This is a genomic window from Acinetobacter sp. RIT698 (genome assembly GCF_009668065.1).
In the GTDB taxonomy this organism is placed as follows: Bacteria; Pseudomonadota; Gammaproteobacteria; order Pseudomonadales; family Moraxellaceae; genus Acinetobacter; species Acinetobacter guillouiae.
Window position 1 is genome coordinate 35,096 of record NZ_WJYH01000031.1, and the last position, 21,961, is coordinate 57,056.

At 36.9% G+C, this 21,961-nt stretch carries 24 protein-coding genes and 3 pseudogenes; 2 read left to right on the forward strand and 25 right to left on the reverse strand.

The window, feature by feature from the left end; translation table 11 throughout:
- From GJV03_RS14040 to GJV03_RS14085, 10 genes are read right to left on the reverse strand one after another with little or no spacing between them, the layout of a single operon-like run.
- Nucleotides 1-795, reverse strand: coding sequence for an SDR family oxidoreductase (locus tag GJV03_RS14040; RefSeq protein WP_151956918.1), 795 nt, complete (start codon nucleotides 793-795; stop codon nucleotides 1-3).
- A gap of 20 nt (nucleotides 796-815) precedes the next feature.
- Nucleotides 816-1,628, reverse strand: a complete 813-nt coding sequence (locus tag GJV03_RS14045) for an alpha/beta hydrolase (protein ID WP_154130336.1) — start codon at nucleotides 1,626-1,628, stop codon at nucleotides 816-818.
- 42 nt (nucleotides 1,629-1,670) lie between these two features.
- Nucleotides 1,671-2,192 (reverse strand): cupin domain-containing protein, encoded by a 522-nt coding sequence (locus GJV03_RS14050; RefSeq protein ID WP_004717620.1) that lies wholly within the window; start codon nucleotides 2,190-2,192, stop codon nucleotides 1,671-1,673.
- A 24-nt stretch (nucleotides 2,193-2,216) separates the two neighbouring features.
- On the reverse strand, nucleotides 2,217-3,440 hold the full coding sequence (locus GJV03_RS14055; RefSeq protein ID WP_004717622.1) for an MFS transporter: 1,224 nt from the start codon (nucleotides 3,438-3,440) through the stop codon (nucleotides 2,217-2,219).
- A 40-nt stretch (nucleotides 3,441-3,480) separates the two neighbouring features.
- Nucleotides 3,481-4,692 (reverse strand): FAD-dependent oxidoreductase, encoded by a 1,212-nt coding sequence (locus GJV03_RS14060; RefSeq protein ID WP_154130337.1) that lies wholly within the window; start codon nucleotides 4,690-4,692, stop codon nucleotides 3,481-3,483.
- 25 nt (nucleotides 4,693-4,717) lie between these two features.
- Nucleotides 4,718-5,650, reverse strand: a complete 933-nt coding sequence (locus GJV03_RS14065; protein WP_151956922.1) for a VOC family protein — start codon at nucleotides 5,648-5,650, stop codon at nucleotides 4,718-4,720.
- Nucleotides 5,651-5,661: 11 nt separating this feature from the next.
- Nucleotides 5,662-6,426, reverse strand: coding sequence for an SDR family oxidoreductase (locus GJV03_RS14070; protein ID WP_151956923.1), 765 nt, complete (start codon nucleotides 6,424-6,426; stop codon nucleotides 5,662-5,664).
- The gene (locus GJV03_RS14075; RefSeq protein ID WP_004717632.1) at nucleotides 6,419-7,486 is read right to left on the reverse strand and encodes an aromatic ring-hydroxylating dioxygenase subunit alpha; all 1,068 of its coding nucleotides are present in this window, start codon (nucleotides 7,484-7,486) and stop codon (nucleotides 6,419-6,421) included. The genes GJV03_RS14070 and GJV03_RS14075 overlap by 8 nt, the downstream gene beginning before the upstream one ends.
- 17 nt (nucleotides 7,487-7,503) lie before the next feature.
- The gene (locus GJV03_RS14080; protein ID WP_004823462.1) at nucleotides 7,504-7,803 is read right to left on the reverse strand and encodes a recombinase-like helix-turn-helix domain-containing protein; all 300 of its coding nucleotides are present in this window, start codon (nucleotides 7,801-7,803) and stop codon (nucleotides 7,504-7,506) included.
- A 25-nt stretch (nucleotides 7,804-7,828) separates the two neighbouring features.
- Nucleotides 7,829-8,134, reverse strand: coding sequence for a non-heme iron oxygenase ferredoxin subunit (locus GJV03_RS14085; protein ID WP_034615827.1), 306 nt, complete (start codon nucleotides 8,132-8,134; stop codon nucleotides 7,829-7,831).
- Nucleotides 8,135-8,392: 258 nt separating this feature from the next.
- On the opposite strand from GJV03_RS14085, the gene GJV03_RS14090 reads away from it, so the two are divergent.
- A complete protein-coding gene (locus tag GJV03_RS14090) occupies nucleotides 8,393-9,208 on the forward strand; it encodes an IclR family transcriptional regulator (RefSeq protein ID WP_105713499.1) in 816 nt (271 codons plus the stop codon).
- Between the two features lie 239 nt (nucleotides 9,209-9,447).
- Here GJV03_RS14090 and GJV03_RS14095 read toward each other — a convergent pair whose 3' ends face one another.
- The 4 genes from GJV03_RS14095 to GJV03_RS14110 all read right to left on the reverse strand — a co-directional run bounded on the left by GJV03_RS14095 (nucleotide 9,448) and on the right by GJV03_RS14110 (nucleotide 13,197).
- Nucleotides 9,448-10,185, reverse strand: a complete 738-nt coding sequence (locus tag GJV03_RS14095) for a PA1136 family autoinducer-binding transcriptional regulator (protein WP_105713498.1) — start codon at nucleotides 10,183-10,185, stop codon at nucleotides 9,448-9,450.
- A 129-nt stretch (nucleotides 10,186-10,314) separates the two neighbouring features.
- The gene (gene hchA / locus GJV03_RS14100; RefSeq protein WP_105713497.1) at nucleotides 10,315-11,184 is read right to left on the reverse strand and encodes a glyoxalase III HchA; all 870 of its coding nucleotides are present in this window, start codon (nucleotides 11,182-11,184) and stop codon (nucleotides 10,315-10,317) included.
- A gap of 470 nt (nucleotides 11,185-11,654) precedes the next feature.
- The gene (locus GJV03_RS14105; protein WP_154130338.1) at nucleotides 11,655-12,515 is read right to left on the reverse strand and encodes a Vmh family MBL fold metallo-hydrolase; all 861 of its coding nucleotides are present in this window, start codon (nucleotides 12,513-12,515) and stop codon (nucleotides 11,655-11,657) included.
- Between the two features lie 25 nt (nucleotides 12,516-12,540).
- Nucleotides 12,541-13,197 carry a DsbA family protein gene (locus GJV03_RS14110; RefSeq protein ID WP_154130339.1) on the reverse strand — a complete coding sequence of 219 codons (657 nt, stop codon included), beginning with the start codon at nucleotides 13,195-13,197 and terminating at the stop codon, nucleotides 12,541-12,543.
- 142 nt (nucleotides 13,198-13,339) lie between these two features.
- Between GJV03_RS14110 and GJV03_RS14115 the strand changes: the two genes are divergently transcribed.
- Nucleotides 13,340-13,681, forward strand: coding sequence for a helix-turn-helix domain-containing protein (locus GJV03_RS14115; RefSeq protein ID WP_004717650.1), 342 nt, complete (start codon nucleotides 13,340-13,342; stop codon nucleotides 13,679-13,681).
- A gap of 108 nt (nucleotides 13,682-13,789) precedes the next feature.
- Here GJV03_RS14115 and GJV03_RS14120 read toward each other — a convergent pair.
- The 11 genes and pseudogenes from GJV03_RS14120 to GJV03_RS21770 form a co-directional block, all read right to left on the reverse strand.
- Nucleotides 13,790-14,249, reverse strand: a pseudogene (locus tag GJV03_RS14120) (RHS repeat-associated core domain-containing protein); the annotation flags it as partial.
- Between the two features lie 389 nt (nucleotides 14,250-14,638).
- Nucleotides 14,639-15,145, reverse strand: coding sequence for a hypothetical protein (locus GJV03_RS14125; RefSeq protein ID WP_154130340.1), 507 nt, complete (start codon nucleotides 15,143-15,145; stop codon nucleotides 14,639-14,641).
- Nucleotides 15,146-15,147: 2 nt separating this feature from the next.
- Nucleotides 15,148-15,992: pseudogene (locus GJV03_RS21505) on the reverse strand (RHS repeat-associated core domain-containing protein); the annotation flags it as partial.
- A 240-nt stretch (nucleotides 15,993-16,232) separates the two neighbouring features.
- A complete protein-coding gene (locus tag GJV03_RS14140; RefSeq protein WP_252720714.1) occupies nucleotides 16,233-16,577 on the reverse strand; it encodes a hypothetical protein in 345 nt (114 codons plus the stop codon).
- Nucleotides 16,578-16,617: 40 nt separating this feature from the next.
- Nucleotides 16,618-16,965 carry a hypothetical protein gene (locus GJV03_RS21760; RefSeq protein WP_227549130.1) on the reverse strand — a complete coding sequence of 116 codons (348 nt, stop codon included), beginning with the start codon at nucleotides 16,963-16,965 and terminating at the stop codon, nucleotides 16,618-16,620.
- A gap of 434 nt (nucleotides 16,966-17,399) precedes the next feature.
- A pseudogene (locus GJV03_RS21765) lies at nucleotides 17,400-18,332 on the reverse strand (RHS repeat-associated core domain-containing protein); the annotation flags it as partial.
- A 145-nt stretch (nucleotides 18,333-18,477) separates the two neighbouring features.
- Nucleotides 18,478-19,068 carry a hypothetical protein gene (locus GJV03_RS14155; RefSeq protein WP_056513197.1) on the reverse strand — a complete coding sequence of 197 codons (591 nt, stop codon included), beginning with the start codon at nucleotides 19,066-19,068 and terminating at the stop codon, nucleotides 18,478-18,480.
- Between the two features lie 50 nt (nucleotides 19,069-19,118).
- On the reverse strand, nucleotides 19,119-19,436 hold the full coding sequence (locus GJV03_RS14160) for a hypothetical protein (protein ID WP_154130342.1): 318 nt from the start codon (nucleotides 19,434-19,436) through the stop codon (nucleotides 19,119-19,121).
- A gap of 260 nt (nucleotides 19,437-19,696) precedes the next feature.
- Nucleotides 19,697-20,149 (reverse strand): hypothetical protein, encoded by a 453-nt coding sequence (locus tag GJV03_RS14165; RefSeq protein ID WP_154130343.1) that lies wholly within the window; start codon nucleotides 20,147-20,149, stop codon nucleotides 19,697-19,699.
- A 79-nt stretch (nucleotides 20,150-20,228) separates the two neighbouring features.
- Entirely contained in the window at nucleotides 20,229-20,732 is a 504-nt protein-coding gene (locus GJV03_RS14170) for a hypothetical protein (protein ID WP_154130344.1), read from the reverse strand.
- A partial coding sequence (locus GJV03_RS21770) for an RHS repeat-associated core domain-containing protein (protein WP_252720715.1) occupies nucleotides 20,729-21,961 on the reverse strand: 1,233 nt, incomplete at its 5' end. The genes GJV03_RS21770 and GJV03_RS14170, both read right to left, overlap by 4 nt.

Genomic DNA, 21,961 nt, shown 5'->3' on the forward strand with positions numbered 1-21,961 from the left:
TTATAAATGTTTGTTAAATCCACCAGAGACATCCAAGGCTGAACCAGTGGTATAGGATGCCAATGGTGAAGCCAAGAACACCAAAGCGTGTGCTGGTTCTTCAGGTTTACCTAGACGTTGCATTGGAATACCACGGTTTTTTGCAATATTGCCTGTCCACTGTTCCCATGACGCTTGGCTATCTGAACGTGTTTCAAAACGGCGTTTCCACTGTGCTGACTCCACCATGCCCAATAAAATTGAATTCACCCGAATCCCATATTGGCTAAATTCATGTGCTAAGGAATGAGTTAAATTCAGCAAAGCGGCACGTGCCGATGAAGTCGCGATCATGTGTGGTTCAGGTTGCAAGGCCAGTAAGGAATTGACATTGGTGATTGATCCACACGCCGACTGTTTTAAATCATCTAAAAATGCACGAACAGGATGCAAGACACTGAAATACTTCAATTCAATTTCTTTCATCCAATCTTCATCTTGGGTGTCTTCAAAATTGGATACACGCCCTTGACCTGCGTTATTGATCAACATGTCGACATTGCCTAAATTTTGATTGACCTGTTGTGCAAAGTGTTTTACATCTTGTTTGTCTAAAACATTGCAGGCTTGAGTAAAAATATGGGCTTGCGGATACTTTTCCAAAATATAATTTTTTGATTCTGCTAGACGCTGTTCATCCCGACCACACCATGCCACTTTGGCACCTTCTGCAACTAAAATTTCGACAGCAGCCAAACCAATGCCTGACGAGCCACCTGTTACTACTGCTACTTTTCCTTCAACTTGGAAGCTCATATTTTTCTCTCGTTTGAGTCTTAACGTGCCGATAAAATAATGTCGTTAAACTGTTGTGGTTGATCGACATAACTCAGATGACCTGCATCTGTAATCAGATGACATCGGCTCAATTGCATTTCTGCGGCAAGGTCTTGAATACCTTGTGCAGGTGTAATTTGGTCCTGATCGCCTGCAATCACGACGCAAGGAACACGAATATCTGTTAAATAATTTCTAATTTCGTCATAGGCCAACAAATACGATGCATGGGTAAAACCGTCTAGGGTCAAATCCTGCATCACCGCTGTGACCAAAGCCAAAGCTTGAGCATCTTGTTTATAAATTAAATGCGGTCCACGACTTGCTGCCATGCCTGCATGACCTAAGCTTTTCAACAGCATTGGTCGTTTTTGATAAACCTGTGATTTGCTTTCCTCATCTGAACGTTGATAACCTTGTGCCACATTGGCAATCAGCAAAGTCTGTACACGTTCAGGATAAAGATGAGCAAAAGCACTGGCCTGTAAAGCCCCAAGAGAATGACCAACCAGAATGGCTTGCGAAATTGCCAAAGCATCGATTAAACCCAACAAACGTTGTGCATAATCTTCTGCATTCGGTTGCGCTGTATTTAAACCTTCTGATAAGCCATAACCCGGTGCATCCCAAGCAATCACACGAAAAGACTGACGCAGTACATCGAGCTGGTTGATCCATGAAGCAGAACCCGAACTAATCCCATGTAGCAAAATCAATGGCTGGCCTTGACCCGCCTCACGATAGGCGTGTACTTGACCATCCACTACAATGGTTTTGACTGGATATTTGGCTAATCGATCAAGCAATGTCATGGCTGGATTCCTTTGCTGTAGAGCTGGGCTTTGTCGATTCAATCAACGTTTGATTTGCGACAATGGATGTTCTGGTGGATAGTTCGGAATAGTCGGTTTACCCGCACCTAACATCACACACATCAAGGCATCTTCCTGACCCGGATTAAACAAGCCACGGTAAATTCCAGGTGGAATTGAAATCAGATCACGCTCTTTAAGTTTGGTTTGAAATTTTTCGCCGTTATGTTCGATAAATAGGTCAATCTCACCACGCAACATAAAAAATACTTCCTCAACATCATGATGAATATGCAAAGGCCCTTCGCACTGCGGAGGTAAAACCATGGTTGAAAAAGTGAAGTTTTCTGCTGGAACGGTGTTGCCATCATTGACTACGCCTGTTGCACCTGTGCCCATATAACGCATTTGGGCACGGCGATATTTGGGGTCATAGTCCGCTTGGAACTTCAAGGCATCAAAATCATATTTACGTGTTTCAAAACGTGCGATACGGGTATTTAACCAATCTTGTAAGCTTGTACCTTCAGGCTGTGACCATGATTCGAATTGTTGAGTAGTCATGTTTTAACTCCTAGATATCTTGAATTAATAACGTTTTAGTAAAGGAACCAAGAAGAACGATCCAATCACAGCAACTGCTGCTAAGAAGGTAATTCCTAAATTAAAACTGTGGGTTTGCATCACGATGTAACCGATCAGAACGGGTGCAATTGCACTGGCAAAATTACCCAGTCCATTAAAAATCCCACCCGCTGTCGCGCCCACATCAGCAGTGGTCACACGAGCAAGTAGTGCAAATATTGCTGCGACACCAAAGCCCCAAGCCATTGCGCTGAGAGACATTGCAACAATCACTAAAATTGGATCTGTCATAATGACCATGACATACATAAAGATGCCGGCCACCAATAAGCCACTAAAAACTTGAATGGCACGACGACCTAACTTGTCAGAAAGAAATGCACCAATCACTTCACCAATCAACATGGCGATAAATGGGAAACTTGAATAAATACCAAACTCTTTAAGGTTAAAGCCCTTGTCTTGAATCAGGTAGGATGGAACCCAACTGTTTAATCCCCACAGATAAGTCATCAGTGCAATATTAAAAATACACACCAACCAAAATGAACCGTTCTGTAATAGCACTTTGGTGTTATGGATATGCCCTTTAAAATTGACACGTTTACTGGTCGATTCCAGCTCAATGGTTTTCTTGAGTTGTAAATTACGTAAGCCAAACACAATCGCAATTAGTGCAATTACAGTTAAACCAGCCATCACAAAGAAGGTGGTATGCCAATCATGGTTTGCGAGAACAGCCGCGGTAATTGGAAAACCCAAGAAGGCACCGATCGGTGTACCCAACAAAAACATGGTGGAAGCACGTGCTTGCTGACGATCTGTATAGGTTTGTTTCACGATGGTATAAGCCAAGGCAAATAATGGGCCTTCAGCTAATCCAAGCAGAACGCGGAGAATCAACATCCCTGTATAGTTGGTGGTAAAACCCATACAGAACATGAGTATCCCCCAAGATAAGACGCTCCAAAACAGCATTTTTTTAGGGCTAAAAATATCGCCTAAGAAGCTTAAAAACACAGAGGAAAAACCATAAGCCAATAAAAAGCTGGTCATTAACCATCCAAGCTTTGCTTTGTCTTGGGCAATCCCCATCGCGCCCTGAAAGTGCGGGTCCGCAAATAAGACTGCGATACTAATTTTGTCGAAAAATGCCAGAACGACACAGATCATCAGGACAAAAGCAGGAACCCAATGCTTCAATCCACTTTTCTCTTCATTACTCATATTTCATTCCTTCGATTGAGTCATGAACCGGATTTAATGTTTACGGTTTTAATTTCATTACATTAAATTCAGGGTCTGCTAATAATTTGGGGTCTAACACGGTATTGGATTGCATCCAGCGCTTTGCCAGTTTGACCAGTTTTGAGTCATTGATCGCAATCATGTTGATCAAACAGTTTTGCTCATCCAGATAAAGATAACTGCACTGATCTGCTGCGTTTTGACGTAGCACAATCTGCTTGGTTTTTTCAGGTTGGTAAGTCCCTAAAATCTGAATATTGTAGTGATACTGGTCTGACCATAACCAAGGAATATCCAGATATTCCGTATCCATACCTAACATTGACTTTGCCGTGGCAATGGCTTGATTTTGCGCATTGGCCCAAGACTGAATGCAATAGCCCAAACTTGGATGTATCGCCACATCACCTGCGGCATAAATGTCTTGGTCTGAAGTTTGTCCAAAACCATTGACAACAATGCCATCCTTAACGTCTAAACCCGCACTCACACCCAGCTCTTTGGCAATATCTGCACCCGCACCCACCACCACACAATCAAACAGTTCACTGGCATTTGGATGATTCACCACTTCAACTTGCTGTTGACCTGCTTCAATCAAATGCACATTTTTACTATTTAAATGGATCTGAGTACCTTGTTGTTGATGCATATTTTGCAAAAATTCAGATACATCCGGACTAACACTACGTGCACAAAGTCGATCACCGTATTCAAAAACATGCACTTGTTTGCCTTGTTTCCGTGCCGTTGCTGCAATTTCTAAGCCGATCCAACCACCACCAATTACTGCTAACTTTTGCGTATGTTGTAAGATTTCGGCTAAACGTTCACAGTCTTGTACATTACGTAAAGTCACTACATTGGGAATAAACTGCCATGTATTCACTGGCACACGTGCTCGGCTTCCTGTTGCAATCAATAATTTGTCATAAGGCAAAACTTGACCGCTTTCTAAAACCACATGTTTTTGTTGGCGATCCACTTGTGTTGCCACAGCGGGTTTGTGCCACTCAATGTTAAAATCTTGCATCTGTTCAGCAGAGAACAGATGCAAACTGTCATAACTGGCTTCTTTGGAGAGGACTTGTTTTGACAGGGGTGGGCGTTCGTAAAATACCCGTTCCTCATTAGATACCACATGAATTTCACCTAGAAATCCATGTTGACGGAGTGTGCTTACTGCCCAACCCGCAGCTTGTCCTGCGCCAACAATGACAATTCTTTGCATAGCTTAATCTCCCTGTTCCAACTGCTTATACAGGTTTGACTTGGCGACGAGTATGGTCATCTAAACCACCTTCAACCGCCCACTCAGTAAAGAGTTCTAAACAATGTTCTTCAACACGTGGTTGCCATTCTTCCGTCAAATAATCATCATTGGTGTAGTATTCAAATGCACCACCCAAAGGTGAGTTGACATACCAGAAGTAAGCCGAAGAAATTGGATGACGACCCGGACCAATAAAAGTAGACCATTCAGAACGGTTCATGTTTAAGCCACCGCCAATCACTTCATGAATATCACGCACCACAAAGGCCACATGATTGAGTCCAGCAGGTTTATTGGGTACCGAAAGCAAAAACAAATCATGGTGATAGCCTTTGCCACGACAACGTAAAAAAGCACCACGATTACGATAAGCATCCGATAAGAAGAAACCGAGCTTTTCGATATAGAAAGATTCTGTTTTTTCTAAATCTGGGGTAAAGAACACCACATGTCCAATCGCAACAGGTTGCCCTTTTTCATACACTGGACTGGCTGCATTGACACGAGTGATACTGCCGTATTGATTAATCCCTTCTGTTTTTAACGCAGGTAGCTCTTGGGTAAAGCTGGCTTGAAAGCGAATGGTCATCCCATTTGGGTCTAAGCATTGCAGCATGTCAGCCGTGGCTTGATAACCATCTACATCTTTCAGGCGAGTCGCTAAATCAGCCAAATCCTGTGCTGCATCATCCAAGCCCCAAGTCACTTCACGTAAGGTTGAACCTGGCTCGATGGCCTGTGGTAGACGCGGATCATCACAATCAAATAAATAAATTTTACTACCGTTCTGGGTTTGATAAAGATCCGTACCCTCAATATCTGATTGGCTTGGCTTTAAACCAAAATCTGCCAAAAATTTATTTGAAGCAGCCCGATCCTCAACGCCAAACTTTAAAATCTCAATCCCTGTAATCATGAAACAATTCCTTAATTAAAGACAAAACCACCATTTACGGGAATATTCTGTCCAGTCACAAATGAGGACAAATCCGAAAGTAAATAAAGTGCTGTTCCGTTCAGATCCTGTGGTAACTGCTGACGTTGAATCGCACGACCATTTACATATAAATCATGACGATCTTGCGGTACATATTCTGTTGCTTCAACCAGCGTCAATCCTGGAGAAAGCGTATTGATACAAATATTAAATGACCCTAACTCTCTTGCCATCGAACGGGTCATTGCCAGCAAAGCACCTTTACTTGCAACATAAGCCATCAAGTTAGGTGCGCCCCATAAAGCCGTATCCGATGCCACATTAATTACCTTGCCTGCATCGGACTGCTTGAGATATGGCACACATGCTTTAGTGACCAACCACGTCCCTTTGACATTGATGTTCATGACCCGGTCCCATAGCTCGGCGTCATAATCCATCAAGCTTTTACCACCCACATTGGTCGCAAGTGCAGCGCAATTCACCAAACCATCTATTCCAGCTAAATGTTCAGCTGCTTGCTGAACAGCCTGTTGAATCGAATCAGCATTGGCCAAGTCAATCGTGACCGCAGTCACCTGTAGACCCTGTGCCTGCAATACTGCTGCTTCTTGTTGCACAAGATCTGTCAAGATATCCGCCATGACCACTTGAGCACCTGCTTCGGCAATGGCCTGTGCAAAGTCTCGTCCCAAGCCTCTTGCTGCGCCTGTAACAAAGACTTTCTTGCCCTGCAACAATGCGACATTAACCATGAACTTGTTCCTGCATTTCAATACGGTTTGAGCTATTCAAGCTCGCAATTTTCTTTAACTGCTTTTCCGCTTCTTTTTTCATTAAACGGCGTAAGCGCGATAAACCGACATCATGTTGATAGAGGAATTCATGTTGACGTGCGTTTGGCGCAAGATTTTCTAAAATAATTCGATCTTGTTCCAAGACATCCCAATGCAATTTTTCTAAATGATTGCGGTAAAGAAAACGCCAGACATTACGCTGCCAACCACTAACTTTACGACAACGCCAGAAGAAAACACGGGTATTTTGAGCATCAATCGGTGTGGCATAACCCACAATCCAAAACTCACCGCCTGGACCAAAATCTTTACGATAAGGAATCGAAAGACGCAACCAACTTGCACCAGTATTGGCATATTCAACCCAGTCAAAATTGACCCCTGTTTGCCCTTCTTTTTCAAAGACAAAACCATTTTCAGTTGAGCGGTGTTTCATTTCTGCAGTACGCTCACCGTCCGCCATTGAGTGCGAGGTACAATGCAAATAGGTGCCATGCATTGGATCCATTACATTATCAATCGCATATTGATGATTGACCTTCCAATCTGCTTGGCATAGGAATGAACTCCACTCCCCACTCGCCAATTGCTCAGGAAAATCAAGTGGTTTAGCGACTTCATTTGGATCAATGCCAAACCACAGGAAAATTGCACCATGTTGCTCAATCACTGGGTAGCTTTTCACACAGGTTGTGCCTTTCATTGGGCATTCATGTACTGCAGGTACATCTTCAACCTTGCCATCATGGCGAACTTCAACACCGTGATACCAACATGCCACGCGATTACCTAAGTTCCAGCCTAAAGAAAGACGTGCACCACGGTGCGGACAACGATCTTCTAAAGCATGCACCTGACCTTGGTCATCACGCCAAACCACGATATTTTCACCTAAACGGGTAATACCCACAGGATTGGCTGCGACTTCCCAACTAGCCAGTACAGGATGCCATTGATCACGTAAACCTAAATCTAAATACTCCTCAACACTCGGAGTCACTGTTACTGCTGCATTCATCACTGTTCTTCCTTGAATCAATAACCTAAACGTTGCATTTCTTCAGAAAATGTTTCAGAAGTCCAAAGTTCACCAGACTCGCAACGAAAACCTTGTTGATTTAAAGATTGAACTAAATCAGTAAGTTCTGTTACGCCTGAAGAAAAGGCTTGAATTAAATGTTGAACAAAATCCTGCTCATAGACTGTTGGCACTTTATAACGTGTTTGCCAAACCAGAAGCTCTGGCTGTCCCGGTATTTGAATATTGTTAATCCCTGCTTCGGTCGCTGGCGTGGCATGAATCCAGTTCGCTAGCTTCTCATTAAATGTTTTCATGAGATTCCATCCTTATAAATAAGACTTATAGTTGAATTTGAACGTCCTGCCCTTCAACACGTACGGGATAAGTACACAAATCACGACATCCCGGTCCACTCTTTAGCTCACCTGTTTGAATATCAAAAATTGCCTCATGTAATGGGCATTCCACGGTTTGATCTTCAATAAAACCTTCTGTTAGTAACGCAAAGGCATGTGGGCAAACATTCTCGATCGCAAAATAATTGTCATCGATAAAAAAAACACCAATTTTCTTACCCTCGACTTCTATGGCTTTCGGCTCGTCTTCGGTAATGTCATCTTGCTGACAAACTGAGATCCAACTCATTTTTGCATCCTTATTTGTTTTATATATAAAACTTAATTTAGCATTTAAAACATAATGAATAGCATAAGCTTTGATCATTTTGCTTGTCAAATACTATATTTTCATGTTTTTCAATGTATTAATAAAAAGTTATATTTTTAGATGTTTCTTAATCAAAAAAATGTTTTATATATAAACATTGAGATTAGAAAAATTGATGATTACTATAGTGGTATTCCATGTGCAGGAATTCCAAAATAAACACAGGGCAACTTGGCAATGAACTTAATAAATGATGCTCTCTTGGAGCAAAATGCTGAACCCAATAATGATGAACGTTATTTAGTACCGGGTTTGGTGCGTGGCTTAGCCATTTTAAAATTATTTGATCAACAGCATCAGGAAATGACCATTTCTGAAATCGCAGAAAAATTAGATGTAAACCGTTCGAGTGCTTTTCGTTTAATCCACACTTTAGAGTTTTGTGGTTATTTAAGAAAAATGTCGCAAAAGACTTATGCGCTGAACAGCAACGTGATGGAACTTGGTTTTAACAGCTTATCCAAATCATCGCTGACTGATCTGGCTAGCCCCATCATGCGTGAATTACGCGATAAAATTAAAATTGCTGTGCATCTTTCGATTTTAGAAGACACCGATATTGTCTTTATCAGCAATGCCCAATCTATTGGTTCATTTACCAGTAATGTGCATATTGGTACACGTTGGCATGCCCATGCCACCGTAATTGGACAATTAATTTTATCTCGCCTTTCCGAGGCTGAAGTGGTTAAGCGTTATGAACATTTTACCGATTGGAAAGTCTATTCTGATCGTACACCACGTGATTTGGCGAGTTTATTAGAACGTTTAAACTATGTCCGCAGTCAGGATTTTATGATCAGTTGGGGGCACTTTAACACCGATATGGCTGCCAGTGCTGCACCTATTTATAGTCAGGCAACTCAAGAAATCGCTGCCGTATTATCTGTAAGCTGCCCATTGAGCACCTATACAGAAGATTTATTTAGAGGTGAAATTTCTCAAAATGTAGTTGAGTATGCTGATAAAATTTCAAAATTTATTTATTTTTAAGCATTGATAAATCTAATTACTTCAATTTGGGCATAGTGAAGACTAACCAAATTTTCTACACATACACGCCAAATAAAGAATCCTTCTGGTTTTTATTTGGCGATCATTATTATTTTATTTCTTTTCTTCTTTTTTTTGAGGGGGGCTTAAAATCTCAATGCTCACGCTATGCTTCTTAAAAGAATCGCTGCGCTTTTGGCTAAACCTGAATGTTTAAAAGTCGCAAACATTGGGCTGCTTTATAATTCAATTTCTCTACTGATGATGGCAGAAGCAATTGCTTGAGCAGTAGATTTTACTCCTAAGCGCTTTCTTATACTGCGTAAATGATTTTCAACAGTTCTCTCTGAAATTTTTAAAATGTCGGCAATCTCAAAATGCTTTTGACCCACTGCTGCCCATTTTAAAACTTCTTTTTCACGTTTGGTCAGTATTTTTTTATGCGCAATTCTATGCTTTTGTTTATGTAAAATTTCACCAAAGGCAATATTACAAACCATCTGTACTGTGAGTTTAAAATCAGCACCCATATCCGAAATTTCACCCGCAAATGAAATTGCACCCTCTAAACCTGTTCGACCAAATACGGGCACTTGTATTCCATTGACCTCACCAAGATGCAGAGGGCTTTTGATAATCCGATAGGTTTCTTTTGCAGTTTTTTTATGCAAGCTCTTTGCCCAAAAAAAGGCTTCATCGTATTCAAAAATATGCTTGGTGATTGGGCAGCGGCGTAAATAAACTTCACGCTCTTCGATATTGCTGCGATCAACCCAGTTACCATGCACAAAGAAAACTTCATCAATCCATTCATGTTGGTTTTGAGGTGAAACACTACATACAATAATCCGATCAAAATTTAGCTGAGCAGCAAATCCCACCAGAATTTTAAATAGACTTTCGAGGTCACGTGCTTGTCTCAATTGGTGAACAGTCTGAAACAATAAATCAGCCAGTTGATTGCTTGCAAGTCTCATAAAGCCGTCTTCTCACTAAACTGAACGCTTAAAACTAAAAATATTGAAGATCAGCAGCAAATCGCCTCTAGATCTCCAATATTGAGATAAAAAGTTGCGTCTAAATAGAAACAACCTCTTGATTGATGCTTATACCAATTCAGGATCAGCCAATAATGTTTCAGCGGCTAACTTACCTAAATTATGCGATGCCAAAGGACTGTCTCCAGTCAGAAGTTTTCGGTCTTTATGGACCTGCCCTGTAATACCTTTATTTAGGATTTTAACGCCTAATTTATCGAGATTTTCACCCACCAACCATTGTAATGGTCCCGGCATATAACCAATTTCAATATTTGCGCCTTTATCTAAAAAGTCAGGAAATACACAAATTTCATAATCTTTAAATATATAGTTTTCTGGTTTTTCATCGACGGCTGCGGCAAGTAAAGCTGCGGGTCCATGACACAGTGTAATCACATATTTATCGTTGTTTATCGCCCATTCTAAAACTTTTTTTACACTTTTACTTTCAGGAATTTTCGCGAGTACACCATGACCACCGGGAATGAAAACCCCTGCATATGGCGAGTTTCCAGCAATGATCTCGTCCAAAATATCATCAAGCTTTAGCGGTTTTTTAAGTTTTTCAGCATACTTTGCATAGGTATCTAAAACTACCTTATCTTCATTCGGCATCGCCCACATTTCCAGCTTGGCAGGATTGCCTGAAAGCGTTGCAATATCAAACTCAAAGCCTGCATTGTCTAAATGAAATACTGGGAGTAACATTTCAACTGGATGATTTCCTGTAGAAAAGAATTTTCCGTTCTGCATCAGGATATAGCGCTCATCCGTTGCAATCATCAGAATTTTTTTGTCGCCACGATATGGGTTGGGATAAGTCGTACCGTCATAATCTGTTTTCGATGCGGTGTACTGGCTTAAAGAATAAGGGGATGGAAAAAATGCATTATCTTCAGCAGTATCTGGTGTAGGTATTTTACTTAGTTCAGTCATTTTTTACTCCAAGCGTTCTTATAGAGGATATATTCAACATGCACAGTATATTCTGCCCTAAAAAGATTTTTGAATGAGGGAAAACCCCTATTCCTACATTTTTAAAACATATGCTGAATTCAATTTTTATCAGGCTATCGCTGCCAATAAACCCTGTTTTTATTAACAATAAGTATCTGATTTTTAATTAATTATATTTTAAGAAAGATTTATATTTTCTACGAACAATACTCACGCTCGATACAGAAATACAACGTAGAGATGAAATGAAATACTGTGAGAGATTTTTTAAATGTTGATTGTGTATTAGACTTTGAAACTCAAAATGCCACTTAGAAAAAATCAATGGCTTCAATGATGAAACTTAACCATGATCTTAGATTAAGTTTCACCTGATTAGATCAACCCATTATCCTCGTTCACCAACAATGACGAAGTTCATGAATTTAAAACAACAGGTCATCGTTAAATTATTTCCATTCCATCTCACCCGTCAACACTTTAGAGCTTAACTCCAAAGAACTTTCTTCGGCCAAGTTCGGGTATTTTTCTTTTAAAGCAGCAATCACTGATGCTGAATCTTTATGATCTTTTAAAACTTGATCAACATCCACAAGGTATTGATAAGTAAAGTCGATTGCTTGAGTTCCTGTTGGAATATCACCAATATAATGTCCAGGAATCACTGCACGTGGATTTAAACGATTCATTTGTTTTAGCGTTTTTCGCCACTCGTTACGTTCTTTTTCAGTTTGTGCATCTGCTGTCCACACATGAATCCCTGAAGATAGCCCTACACCACCTAGAATTGTACGATTGCTTGGAACCCAAAGATAAGATGCGTATTTACCCGGTGATTTGATCTCAATTTTTTCACCTTCTAGCACAATGGTTTTATCTTCACTGGCACTCGGTACAATCACTTGAGATGGCGCACCATTTTTTAAGATAGGTCCCCAATAAGCAAACTTGCCTTCTTTGGTTGCTTCAATATGTTTAACAACTTCTGGGGTTGCAATCACTTTTGCATCTGGAAACGCTTGTACCAGTGGCTCTAAACCAAAATAAAAATCTGGATCACCCGCTGTAATCACAATATATTTAAGGTTTTTACCGCTGTCTTGAATGATTTTAACCAAGTTCTTTGCATCGTTAACACTGAATTGCGCATCCACCAGCACTGCATCTTTTTCACCCGAAATAAGTGTAGATGTAACTGGAAAAATGCCTTGTGCTTGTGGGTTATAAACTTTATAGCTTAACTCTGCTGCAAATGCAGAAGCACTCAACATCACTGAACTTGCAAGAAGTGATTTTAAAAATAATTTCATATTGTTGGCTCTCTTTAGAATTAAATTAAGATTTAAGTAGTTGTTGCTCTAAAAAACGTACAAAATCCTCTGATTTATTATAAAAACCATGAAGCGGTATTTTGCCCATTTCACCATGTTGATTTTCATACACCAATGTTGGAAAACCTTGTCCTCGAACATGGGATAATAATTGGCGTGCATGTTGAATATATTCATCTTGTTGATCTTGATCGATCGCATCTAAATATTTTGACCATTGGTCATTATTCAGTCCTAACTCGACAGCAAATTGAGCCAGTACACTATATTGTGTGACATTTAGACCTTTTTGATAGTAGCCCAGTTGTATTAAATTTAATAACGATATCATCGCGCTATGCCCTAACCCCTGCTGAATACTCAGTAAAGCATGAGTTGCAGGGATAGAGTTCATGATCAGTGTGCTGTCTTTAAGCAAACCATTTTTATATTCATCACCAAAATCCACACCTGTGAGTTGATGGATTTGTTCATCATAGTGAATGATCTGTGTTCGCATTGCTGCTGTCATTTGTGGTTGATGATCTTCACTATAAAGTCCACCAAAATGTAGACGTTGTAGATTTGGAAATTTTTCTTCGACTGCATTAATTAAAGGCAGTGCCCCATAACTCCAGCCGCAGATTGGGTCGATAATCCAGTGTAGAATTGGAGAAGCCATAAATTAACTCTCATCTATAAATATATGATTCAAAATATGTGAAAAGCCACACAGTTTTGCTGATATTTGTTATAGTAAATAATAAACTTACTTTTTGTAAGTACTTACTAAAAAGTAAGTGTTTTTTAGTCATGGAAAGTTTATGAATACTGATGAATCTTGTTTAGCCGCAAATGTGTTGTCAAAGAATTGCCCGTCTCGGGTTAAGCTTATGCATTTAACCAATCGTTGGGGCGTTCTGGTCATGTTCTGTTTAAGACGAGGAACACACCGTTTTAGTGAGTTAAGACGTAGAATTGATGGCATCAGTGAAAAAATGTTGACTCAAACTTTACGTGATTTAGAAAACGATGGTTTTGTGATTCGTAAGGAATACCCAATTATTCCGCCACATGTAGAATATTCTTTATCTGAAAATAAAGGGGTTGAAGTCGCTGAAAAAATTTATGATTTGGTTCAATGGATTGAACAGAATGAAAATTAACTTAGAATTGTTATAAGTTTCCATCCATTCTTTAGAGTACGGCACTAATGGTTTTAACGCAGAAGCTTTAAAAGACATTTGGTCCATACTGCCAATGAAATACTTATTTAAACCAAGGACATCAACCCATTGTGTAGAATTTGGTGCATATTGATATTTATTCAATCCACCAAACAATCCAATTGGATCTTTACTTACAAACCGTCCCACATAAGGCGAGTAATAACGATAACGGTATAGTGAAGCCCTATTTCTTGATCCTTGCGCTTCAGACAGAGCAATGCTCTGTCTTTGCTCATGCACCTTGGAAACGGATATTGTTTGAAATAATTTCTGAGTTTTCAAAGAAATTGGAATTAGCCTTTTCAGCTTTGCACTCACCCCACACCTTGTATTGCGGTTTCCAAATGATCAAACCTGAGTGGTCTGTCATTTCCTGTGGTGTACCCAAATGGTCACAATGGTAGAACCATACATCATCAAAGCCTTTGCTTTTCTTGGTGGTTTTCCATATCGGATCACGGTAAATATTATACGGTTTATCTGTCCAATCAGGTGTTTGGTATAATCTTCTGCAGACTCAGACTCATCATTTAGCACGCCAAACTCTCGATTCCATGAATGCCAATGAAAAAAATTCATTTTGCGTAATAAATCCTAATTTTTCTTCAAATTTATCTGTTTCTTCTAGCTTAATTTGAAATGCTTTATCAAATAAACTTACATTCTCTTTGATATAAAATTTAGAATTTAATGTAAATGTTAATCTTCTATACTTCATTTGATAATTTCTTTTGTATATCGCTTTTGGGCTTAAATCATCAAGTTCATGGTTTTTAAATATTCTAAAACCGAAACTTTCACATCTCATCCCTTTTAAATATGGTTTTGATCTAAATTTAATATCAATTTATTGCTAAAGATGCCTTTAATAATAGGTTTGTGTAAACAAAGCCATTACTGATCCCTTATTATCTTTCTTCCTAGGTTTAGTGAATTAACAATATTCTCTAGAACTAGACCAATTTTAAAATCATTACTTTCAATGTTATTAATTAAGTCTAAGGATACATAAGACATAGTTTTATCAATCAATTTCAATAAATCACTTATTTTTTTTAATTCAAACTCAACAAAATCTAAACTTTCACTTTTTTTATTTAAATTAATTAAATTTACTGTAAGCTCATATTGAAAATTCACATATATATCATTCTCAATTATAGGAATAATATACACGTCCAATATTAACCTATATGTTATTGATTTTAATTCAATTGAATTTGATGCATAAAAAATGTTTGTATAAAAATAGGCATCTATTACATCAAACCTTTCATCTTCATTTAACGAATTTAACCATTGTAAATCTACGTTATATAGATAATTTTTTACAATCATCCAATTTCTAGTCACTTTTAATGGAAGCAAAAAATTTTCATTTAAAAAAGCTTCATAACTCATACTTATTTAATCCTTTTACGATAATAGCCATTATAACGTGCTTCAGATATCGGATGTCCATGAAACTCATTAGTACTTGAAGAAACCTCAATGCGCATATACTGTGTTGGTTTTCCTTCGTTGTAACCAATCACTCTCCCCGCATCATAAATATAATAATGTGATCCTTTACCATCATTTTCATGTTCTATACCTTTTGATAAACCTTCTTTCTCAATTCTATTTCTGAAAGCAGTAACTTGTGGTGTTGTCGCACTACACCCTAAACTATCACTCCAATATTGAGCTGGTTTCCCATAGCTAGAATATTTTATAGCAGTGTCTTTACATTTTGCTTGCGTATGTTTTAAATACACTCCTGATTTAGAATTTTCCCTATGTCGTCTATCTACTTTTATTTCATCTAAACTTCTTTGTTTCAAACCTAGAGGGTCAACCCATTCTAGAGGGTTATGTGCGTACTGATAAAAATTAACACCACCAAATAAACCCACTGGATCTTTACTAACAAACCTCCCTACATAAGGCGAGTAATAACGATAACGGTTATAATGTAGTCCTGTTTCTTGATCCTTGCGCTTCAGACAGAGCAATGCTCTGTCTTTGCTCATGCATCTTGGAAACGAATATTATTTGAAATAATTTCAGAATTTTCAAAGAAACTTGATTTTACTTTTTCAGTCTTACATTCAGCCCACGCCTTATACTCCGCCTTCCAAATGACAGCACCAGACTGATCACTCATTTCTTGTGGTGTACCTAAGTGGTCACAGTGGTAAAACCATAAATCATCGAAGCCTTTGCTTTGCTTGGTGGTTTTCGATAGCAAATTTTGGCGTACGTTATATGAATCATTAAAATAAAAATAAGCTCAATGAAGCTATCATTGAGCTTTGTATAATTTGAAATAACTTATCTGATTTTAAATTTTATTGATTAGAAAAAACTACAATTTTCCCTTCAGGTAGATGACCATCCCATCCACACGGAAAACCACCATTTAAATATATTTCTAAAATTTCTTTCCAGATTGTAGGAAAATAGTCATTTGCATAACATTGAAATATTATACCTATATCTATATACATTACATTAACTCTACTATCAGACAAGCTTCACCCGTTATCCATTTTTCTTTAGCTCCGTTAAAGTCTTGATTTTCAAATCCAAAATAATTTTTTTGTTTTAGTTTATATTTAATCCGATCGTTCCATTCAAAGCTTTCTAGAAAAATATCGGGGGGATCAGTCACAGTTTCCCATTCATCAAAATCATCAAAACTATCATTAGTCGCATAATCTATCCCTAAATTAGCATCAAAAATAATCTTGTAATCTTTTTCAGTACTAAACTTAGTATTATAAAAATTACCTTTTTCCAAAAAAGATATAAATTCAGCTGCACTTTCTACTACTTGATCCCAAGTCTTCATTTATGTTCCTTTCACATGGTCTCTTATCGTATTAGTGCCTTCATTCCTCTTCAAAAATATCAAATGAATGTAAATTTATATTATCCAAACTCGCTAATTGTTTTTTCATAAATTCATACTTACTTTGTTTTTCTTTATTTTTTCCATTAAAAAAACCCAATTTCAAAATAGTTTCTATTCCACCGTCATTTATTTGCAAATCACCATCAGGTAACTTATTTTGCAATATTTTAAAATTATCACAAAATAATCCCTCATAAGAGTAATAATTTCCCAAATAATCGCTGCTATGTTCAATAAAAGAAATATCAAATTTTTTTTCAAAAATTCGAACTAAATCAATTGGGTTTAAGTTTGTCGTATATGCTAAAAAAAAACTCTTTTTCATTTTACACCTTACATACAGTTTGCTGGAATTCTTGTACCTTCCGCTTTAGCTTTGGCACTTTCTGGACTATCAAATATCATAACATTTACATCCCGTCCTCCCGCGAGTTTTGACATCTTTTGAAGTACACCATTAATACCTAATTTATTTGCTTCGACTGAGTTTATCTCAATAGGTAATGTACGATTACCTTTTGCTAAACCCATTTTTTTTGCTTTTTCAAATAATTCTGGTTGAATCACAGCTATGTCAAAATCACTTACTCTTCCATCATCAAAAGCTTTACCCGTCTCAAAACTTCTACCACTATGTGCACTTCCTTGCATATACATCGTCGCACCTTTAAATCCTAATTTAGAAAACCCTGCCTGCATCGCTTGTCCAAACTGCTTTAATTGACCAAAGCTTTTAAAGCCTTTTGGTATTTTTTGACAGCTTAATCCTAGTGGATCAACCCATTCTGTAGGACTTGGGGTATAAGCATAATTATTACTTCCCCCCAACAACCCAATTGGATCTTTACTTACAAACCGTCCCACATAGGGCGAGTAATAACGATACCGGTTATAGTGTAAACCCGTCTCTAAATCGAAATACTGACCTTGGAAACGAATATTATTGCTGATGATTTCTGAATTTTCAAAGAAATTAGACTTCGCTTTCTCTGTTTGACATTCACCCCAAGCCTTATATTGTGCTTTCCAAATGATTGCACCTGTATGGTCACTCATTTCCTGTGGTGTACCTAAGTGGTCACAGTGGTAGAACCATACATCATCAAAGCCTTTGCTTTTCTTGGTGGTTTTCCATAGTGGGTCACGATGCACGCTATACGGTTTGTCTGACCAATCAGGTGTTTGATGCAGCTCTATCGGACTTTGATAAACTACCTGAAGCATCGGCACAAAACTGTCTTTTTCGTAGATATAGTGTTTAGTGGCTTGTTCTGTTGACTCATAAGCCAATGTGTCACCATCCCATCCATAGATGATGTTGTGCTCATCACCTGTATGGTGGTGCTTACTACGTTTTTGTATTCTTCGTCCTAAAGCGTCATAGCGATATTCTGCTGTATATTGGCTGTTACGGCTTTTGATCATTCGACCATAAACATCCCACTCAAGATTTAAATCACCTTGCGTTGATTTTTGTCGAACCAATTGTCCGTATGCATCATATTGGTATTGTTGGTCGAGGTATTCTTTGACCACGTTATTGACTAGACGATTGTAGCCATAGCCTTTTTCTTCTGCTGTTTGTTGATGGCTTAGCTCATGATTTTGGGCTTTGTCATCATTGTAACGATCTATGATGTTACTGGCAGGGTCAAAGTTAAAGGTTTCTTTACCTAATTTACTGGTGGCTTCAAATATACATCAAATGCCCGCTAATCGCTTAAACTGAATATCTGTAAGCTTTTGAATATAAATATATTTCATTTTTAAATTATGCATCAATACTCAAACAATTTTGATTTATAAAAAAGACCTCAGATTGATTAATATTCAAAATTTAAAAAATTTCCTCTAAAGTAGGCAAAATATTTTTTAACTCATTAATTTCACAAATAATATTATCCTGTAATAAAAAAGAGTCTTCTTTATCTTTGAACTCATATATATTTTTTTTCAACATATCAATTATTAATGCTATAGAGTTAGTATAATAAAATTCTCGTCCCAATTTTTTTTCCTTGTTCCTAGTCTCGATTCTAGAAGCTATTTCACTTCCATTGATTACCCGATTAAAACGCTTTTCTTCCATTACTTTATTATCATTAAGATCTTTCATTAAAATAGAAAGAATTTCTTTTCTTAAGTTAACATCTTCATTTACAATATATTTAATTTGATATAAATAACAAAGACTTGCCCATTGGATTGAGTTTCTACGATTAAAATCGCAAAACTCTATACTATCTAAAAATTCTCTGATCACAGAATAATTATCAAACTCTTGAACAAATAAGTTATAAACCAATCTAACGAGTTCTAAAGTTTTATCACTTTCTCTTATATCAAAATTATTTTCCAATGATTTAAAATATTCCTTTTGATAATCATACTTTAACAACTCATTTAAAATTTCTAACTTTATAGTCATTGAATCACCCAAGCTAATAAATTAAATTCATTCAAAATACTATAAGTTTATTATTTATATATTCGATCACTAATAACTCTACCAATATCATGTTTCAGACTTCCTATATTTTTAGATTCGACAGAGATAATTGGGTTTTCCCAATCATTATCTTTAATTAATTCCGTTCTAAATACTCCATTTTCATCCAAATCAGGATACCACCCTACATCTAAAATAATTTTTTGATTTTTAAAATTAATTTGCAATAAATCTTGAGATAAATCAAAAACTGTATCTTCTGTTACTTCAAAATTATCATTTATCCAAGAAATCGAGTCATGATCTACAATTCCTGTTTTAATGTCTATTTCCCACCAAATACTCATTTTAACCTCTTATTATTATTTAATAATTTAAAATGATCACAGAACAATCCCTCATATGAGTGGTATTCACCTAAGTAATCACTACTATGTTTAATAAAAGAAATATCAAATTTATTTTCAAAAATTTCAAATACCTTAAGTTTTGAAGTATATATTAAAAAAATCATTTTACACCTTACTTTCAGTTTTTTAAATCCTTGTTAAACGCATCAAACCCCCTAATATATTGTCAACACATCTATAACCAATCTCTTTTCATTCTATACTTTTAATTGATTTACAGATTCTAATGCTTCTAACAGCTTAGCTTCAATAATACTATCTGATATATTAATTATTTTAAGCAAAGTAAGCCCCCAATCTAAACAATCTCCAATATCATCAGAAGGAGGTCTAGTCCATAAAGGTAAAATTAAAAACTTTAATTCTGGTTTAATATTAACATCATATGAAATATTTTCTTCTTTCATATACTTTATTATATTCACTCTCCTAGAAATTATTTCATCTTCAGTAATACTACTTTGTTTATCAAACCAAAAAGATTTAGCCTTATTAACCGAGTCTAAAATATAATCAGAACTTATATTATCACTATCTAACAAAGGGATAATTTTATAACAAAAAGTTATGCACACTAAATATGACTTATCTAGCCGCATAGCTTGCATCTGATCTAATAAATCAATAATTTTTTGATTATTTTCAATCATTACTATGAATCCAATTTTTTATCAACATTTCAAAAACAAAAACTAGTTTCATCTTTATAATTTCAACTCATACCATTTATTAACTTTTCAAATCATCTTCATCTAGCTGGTTTACTGCATATAATAAAAATCTTTCTAAATTTTTAAACATATGATAGTTAGAATCAAAATATATCCAAATTTTCGGTTCTATTTCTCCATCCACCCACTCCAGATATGTTTCATTTGTATCATAAGGATCAAATCCAAAAATAGAAACTTTTGATAAACCTACTGAAGCAGGGGGCACATGTTCCCAATTTTCTAATCTTAAATTGATATTTTCCATCAATTCAGGATTATCAGCAAAATTATTAATTTCACTTAATGAAAGCCAATTTTGCAACAAAAATGCATCATTCCAAGTACTTGCATATTCAAATCGTTCTTTTAACATTGGACTTAGTAATTTTTTATTACCATCTAGTGTCAAAATAAAATCTACTATTTTTTCAGGTTGAACTATTTCCTGATCGTTATCAGAATCAGTTAAATTTATTTGTTTTAATTCTTCCAACAATTCTTTTATTTTATTTCCCATCATTTATCTCCACATTTAACTAGATCATCCACAAGAACAACGTTGTCATAAGTATAGCCTTCTGGCAAGCTACCGATAATACCACCTACATATGAGTTTGTAGATTTTAATTGAGCCATCCAGTCTAATGGAGTTGCAGGACCACCTGCACCAGCATCTGGTACATGACCTGCAACTCGTCCGGGACCGCATTCACATCTTTTACTTTTTTTCCATCTTGCTGACTCACGTTCTTCCTCTACTGTTAATTTTCTCCGTGTCATAGTTCCCCCTTGTTCTTTAATTTGATGATTCCACCTATTAGTGAATTCCTTCAACTCTTTGGATTCTGCAGAGTTTGGCGTAAATTTATCTTTTATGCAGAGTTTAGAACCAACAGTTTTATAAGCTACTGGAGCCAAACCAAGAGGATCGATGATTTGTACGAGATTTTGAACATAAAGATATATATTATTACCGCCAAGCAACCCTATCGGATCTTTACTTACAAATCTACCAACATAAGGTGAATAATAGCGGTAACGGTTGTAATGTAATCCTGTTTCTTGGTCGAAGTACTGCCCTTGAAAGCGGATATTATTTGAAATAATTTCTGAATTTTCAAAGAAGTTAGACTTCACTTTTTCAGACTTACCACTTCGAGCATAGCTCTCGTCTTGCGCTCGTGCAAAGCGTTGCTTTGCTGACACGAGCTCACCCCATGCCTTATATTGCGCCTTCCAAATGATTGCACCTGTATGGTCACTCATTTCCTGTGGCGTACCTAAGTGGTCACAATGATAGAACCATACATCATCAAAACCTTTACTATGCTTAGTCATTTTCCACAATGGATCATGATAAAGACTATAAGGTTTATTGCTCCAATCTACACTCTGATGTACTTCTGCTCCACCCATATAAACAGATTGGAGTAATGGAATAAAACTATCTTTTTCATAGATATAATGTTTTGTATAATCTTGAGTGGATTCAAAGGCTACTGTATCCCCATCCCAACCATAAATCACATTCTGTTCAGCACCTGTGTGATGATGTTTACTACGTTTTTGAATACGTCTACTTAATGCATCGTAAAGATACTCTGCGGTATATTCAGTATTTCGACTTTTGATTAATCGACCAAATACATCCCATTCAAGATTTAAATCACCTTGTCTCGTTTTTTGTCGAATTAGTTGACCATTGGCATCATATTGGTATTGAATGGAAAAAATATTATTTGAAATAAT

Coding starts and splice junctions, on each gene's coding strand:
- GJV03_RS14040 (WP_151956918.1), bottom strand. CDS start 795: ATGAGCTTCCAAGTTGAAGGAAAAGTAGCAGTAGTAACAGGTGGCTCG.
- GJV03_RS14045 (WP_154130336.1), bottom strand. CDS start 1,628: ATGACATTGCTTGATCGATTAGCCAAATATCCAGTCAAAACCATTGTA.
- GJV03_RS14050 (WP_004717620.1), bottom strand. CDS start 2,192: ATGACTACTCAACAATTCGAATCATGGTCACAGCCTGAAGGTACAAGC.
- GJV03_RS14055 (WP_004717622.1), bottom strand. CDS start 3,440: ATGAGTAATGAAGAGAAAAGTGGATTGAAGCATTGGGTTCCTGCTTTT.
- GJV03_RS14060 (WP_154130337.1), bottom strand. CDS start 4,692: ATGCAAAGAATTGTCATTGTTGGCGCAGGACAAGCTGCGGGTTGGGCA.
- GJV03_RS14065 (WP_151956922.1), bottom strand. CDS start 5,650: ATGATTACAGGGATTGAGATTTTAAAGTTTGGCGTTGAGGATCGGGCT.
- GJV03_RS14070 (WP_151956923.1), bottom strand. CDS start 6,426: ATGGTTAATGTCGCATTGTTGCAGGGCAAGAAAGTCTTTGTTACAGGC.
- GJV03_RS14075 (WP_004717632.1), bottom strand. CDS start 7,486: ATGAATGCAGCAGTAACAGTGACTCCGAGTGTTGAGGAGTATTTAGAT.
- GJV03_RS14080 (WP_004823462.1), bottom strand. CDS start 7,803: ATGAAAACATTTAATGAGAAGCTAGCGAACTGGATTCATGCCACGCCA.
- GJV03_RS14085 (WP_034615827.1), bottom strand. CDS start 8,134: ATGAGTTGGATCTCAGTTTGTCAGCAAGATGACATTACCGAAGACGAG.
- GJV03_RS14090 (WP_105713499.1), top strand. CDS start 8,393: ATGAACTTAATAAATGATGCTCTCTTGGAGCAAAATGCTGAACCCAAT.
- GJV03_RS14095 (WP_105713498.1), bottom strand. CDS start 10,185: ATGAGACTTGCAAGCAATCAACTGGCTGATTTATTGTTTCAGACTGTT.
- hchA (WP_105713497.1), bottom strand. CDS start 11,184: ATGACTGAACTAAGTAAAATACCTACACCAGATACTGCTGAAGATAAT.
- GJV03_RS14105 (WP_154130338.1), bottom strand. CDS start 12,515: ATGAAATTATTTTTAAAATCACTTCTTGCAAGTTCAGTGATGTTGAGT.
- GJV03_RS14110 (WP_154130339.1), bottom strand. CDS start 13,197: ATGGCTTCTCCAATTCTACACTGGATTATCGACCCAATCTGCGGCTGG.
- GJV03_RS14115 (WP_004717650.1), top strand. CDS start 13,340: ATGAATACTGATGAATCTTGTTTAGCCGCAAATGTGTTGTCAAAGAAT.
- GJV03_RS14125 (WP_154130340.1), bottom strand. CDS start 15,145: ATGAGTTATGAAGCTTTTTTAAATGAAAATTTTTTGCTTCCATTAAAA.
- GJV03_RS14140 (WP_252720714.1), bottom strand. CDS start 16,577: ATGAAGACTTGGGATCAAGTAGTAGAAAGTGCAGCTGAATTTATATCT.
- GJV03_RS21760 (WP_227549130.1), bottom strand. CDS start 16,965: ATGAAAAAGAGTTTTTTTTTAGCATATACGACAAACTTAAACCCAATT.
- GJV03_RS14155 (WP_056513197.1), bottom strand. CDS start 19,068: ATGACTATAAAGTTAGAAATTTTAAATGAGTTGTTAAAGTATGATTAT.
- GJV03_RS14160 (WP_154130342.1), bottom strand. CDS start 19,436: ATGAGTATTTGGTGGGAAATAGACATTAAAACAGGAATTGTAGATCAT.
- GJV03_RS14165 (WP_154130343.1), bottom strand. CDS start 20,149: ATGATTGAAAATAATCAAAAAATTATTGATTTATTAGATCAGATGCAA.
- GJV03_RS14170 (WP_154130344.1), bottom strand. CDS start 20,732: ATGATGGGAAATAAAATAAAAGAATTGTTGGAAGAATTAAAACAAATA.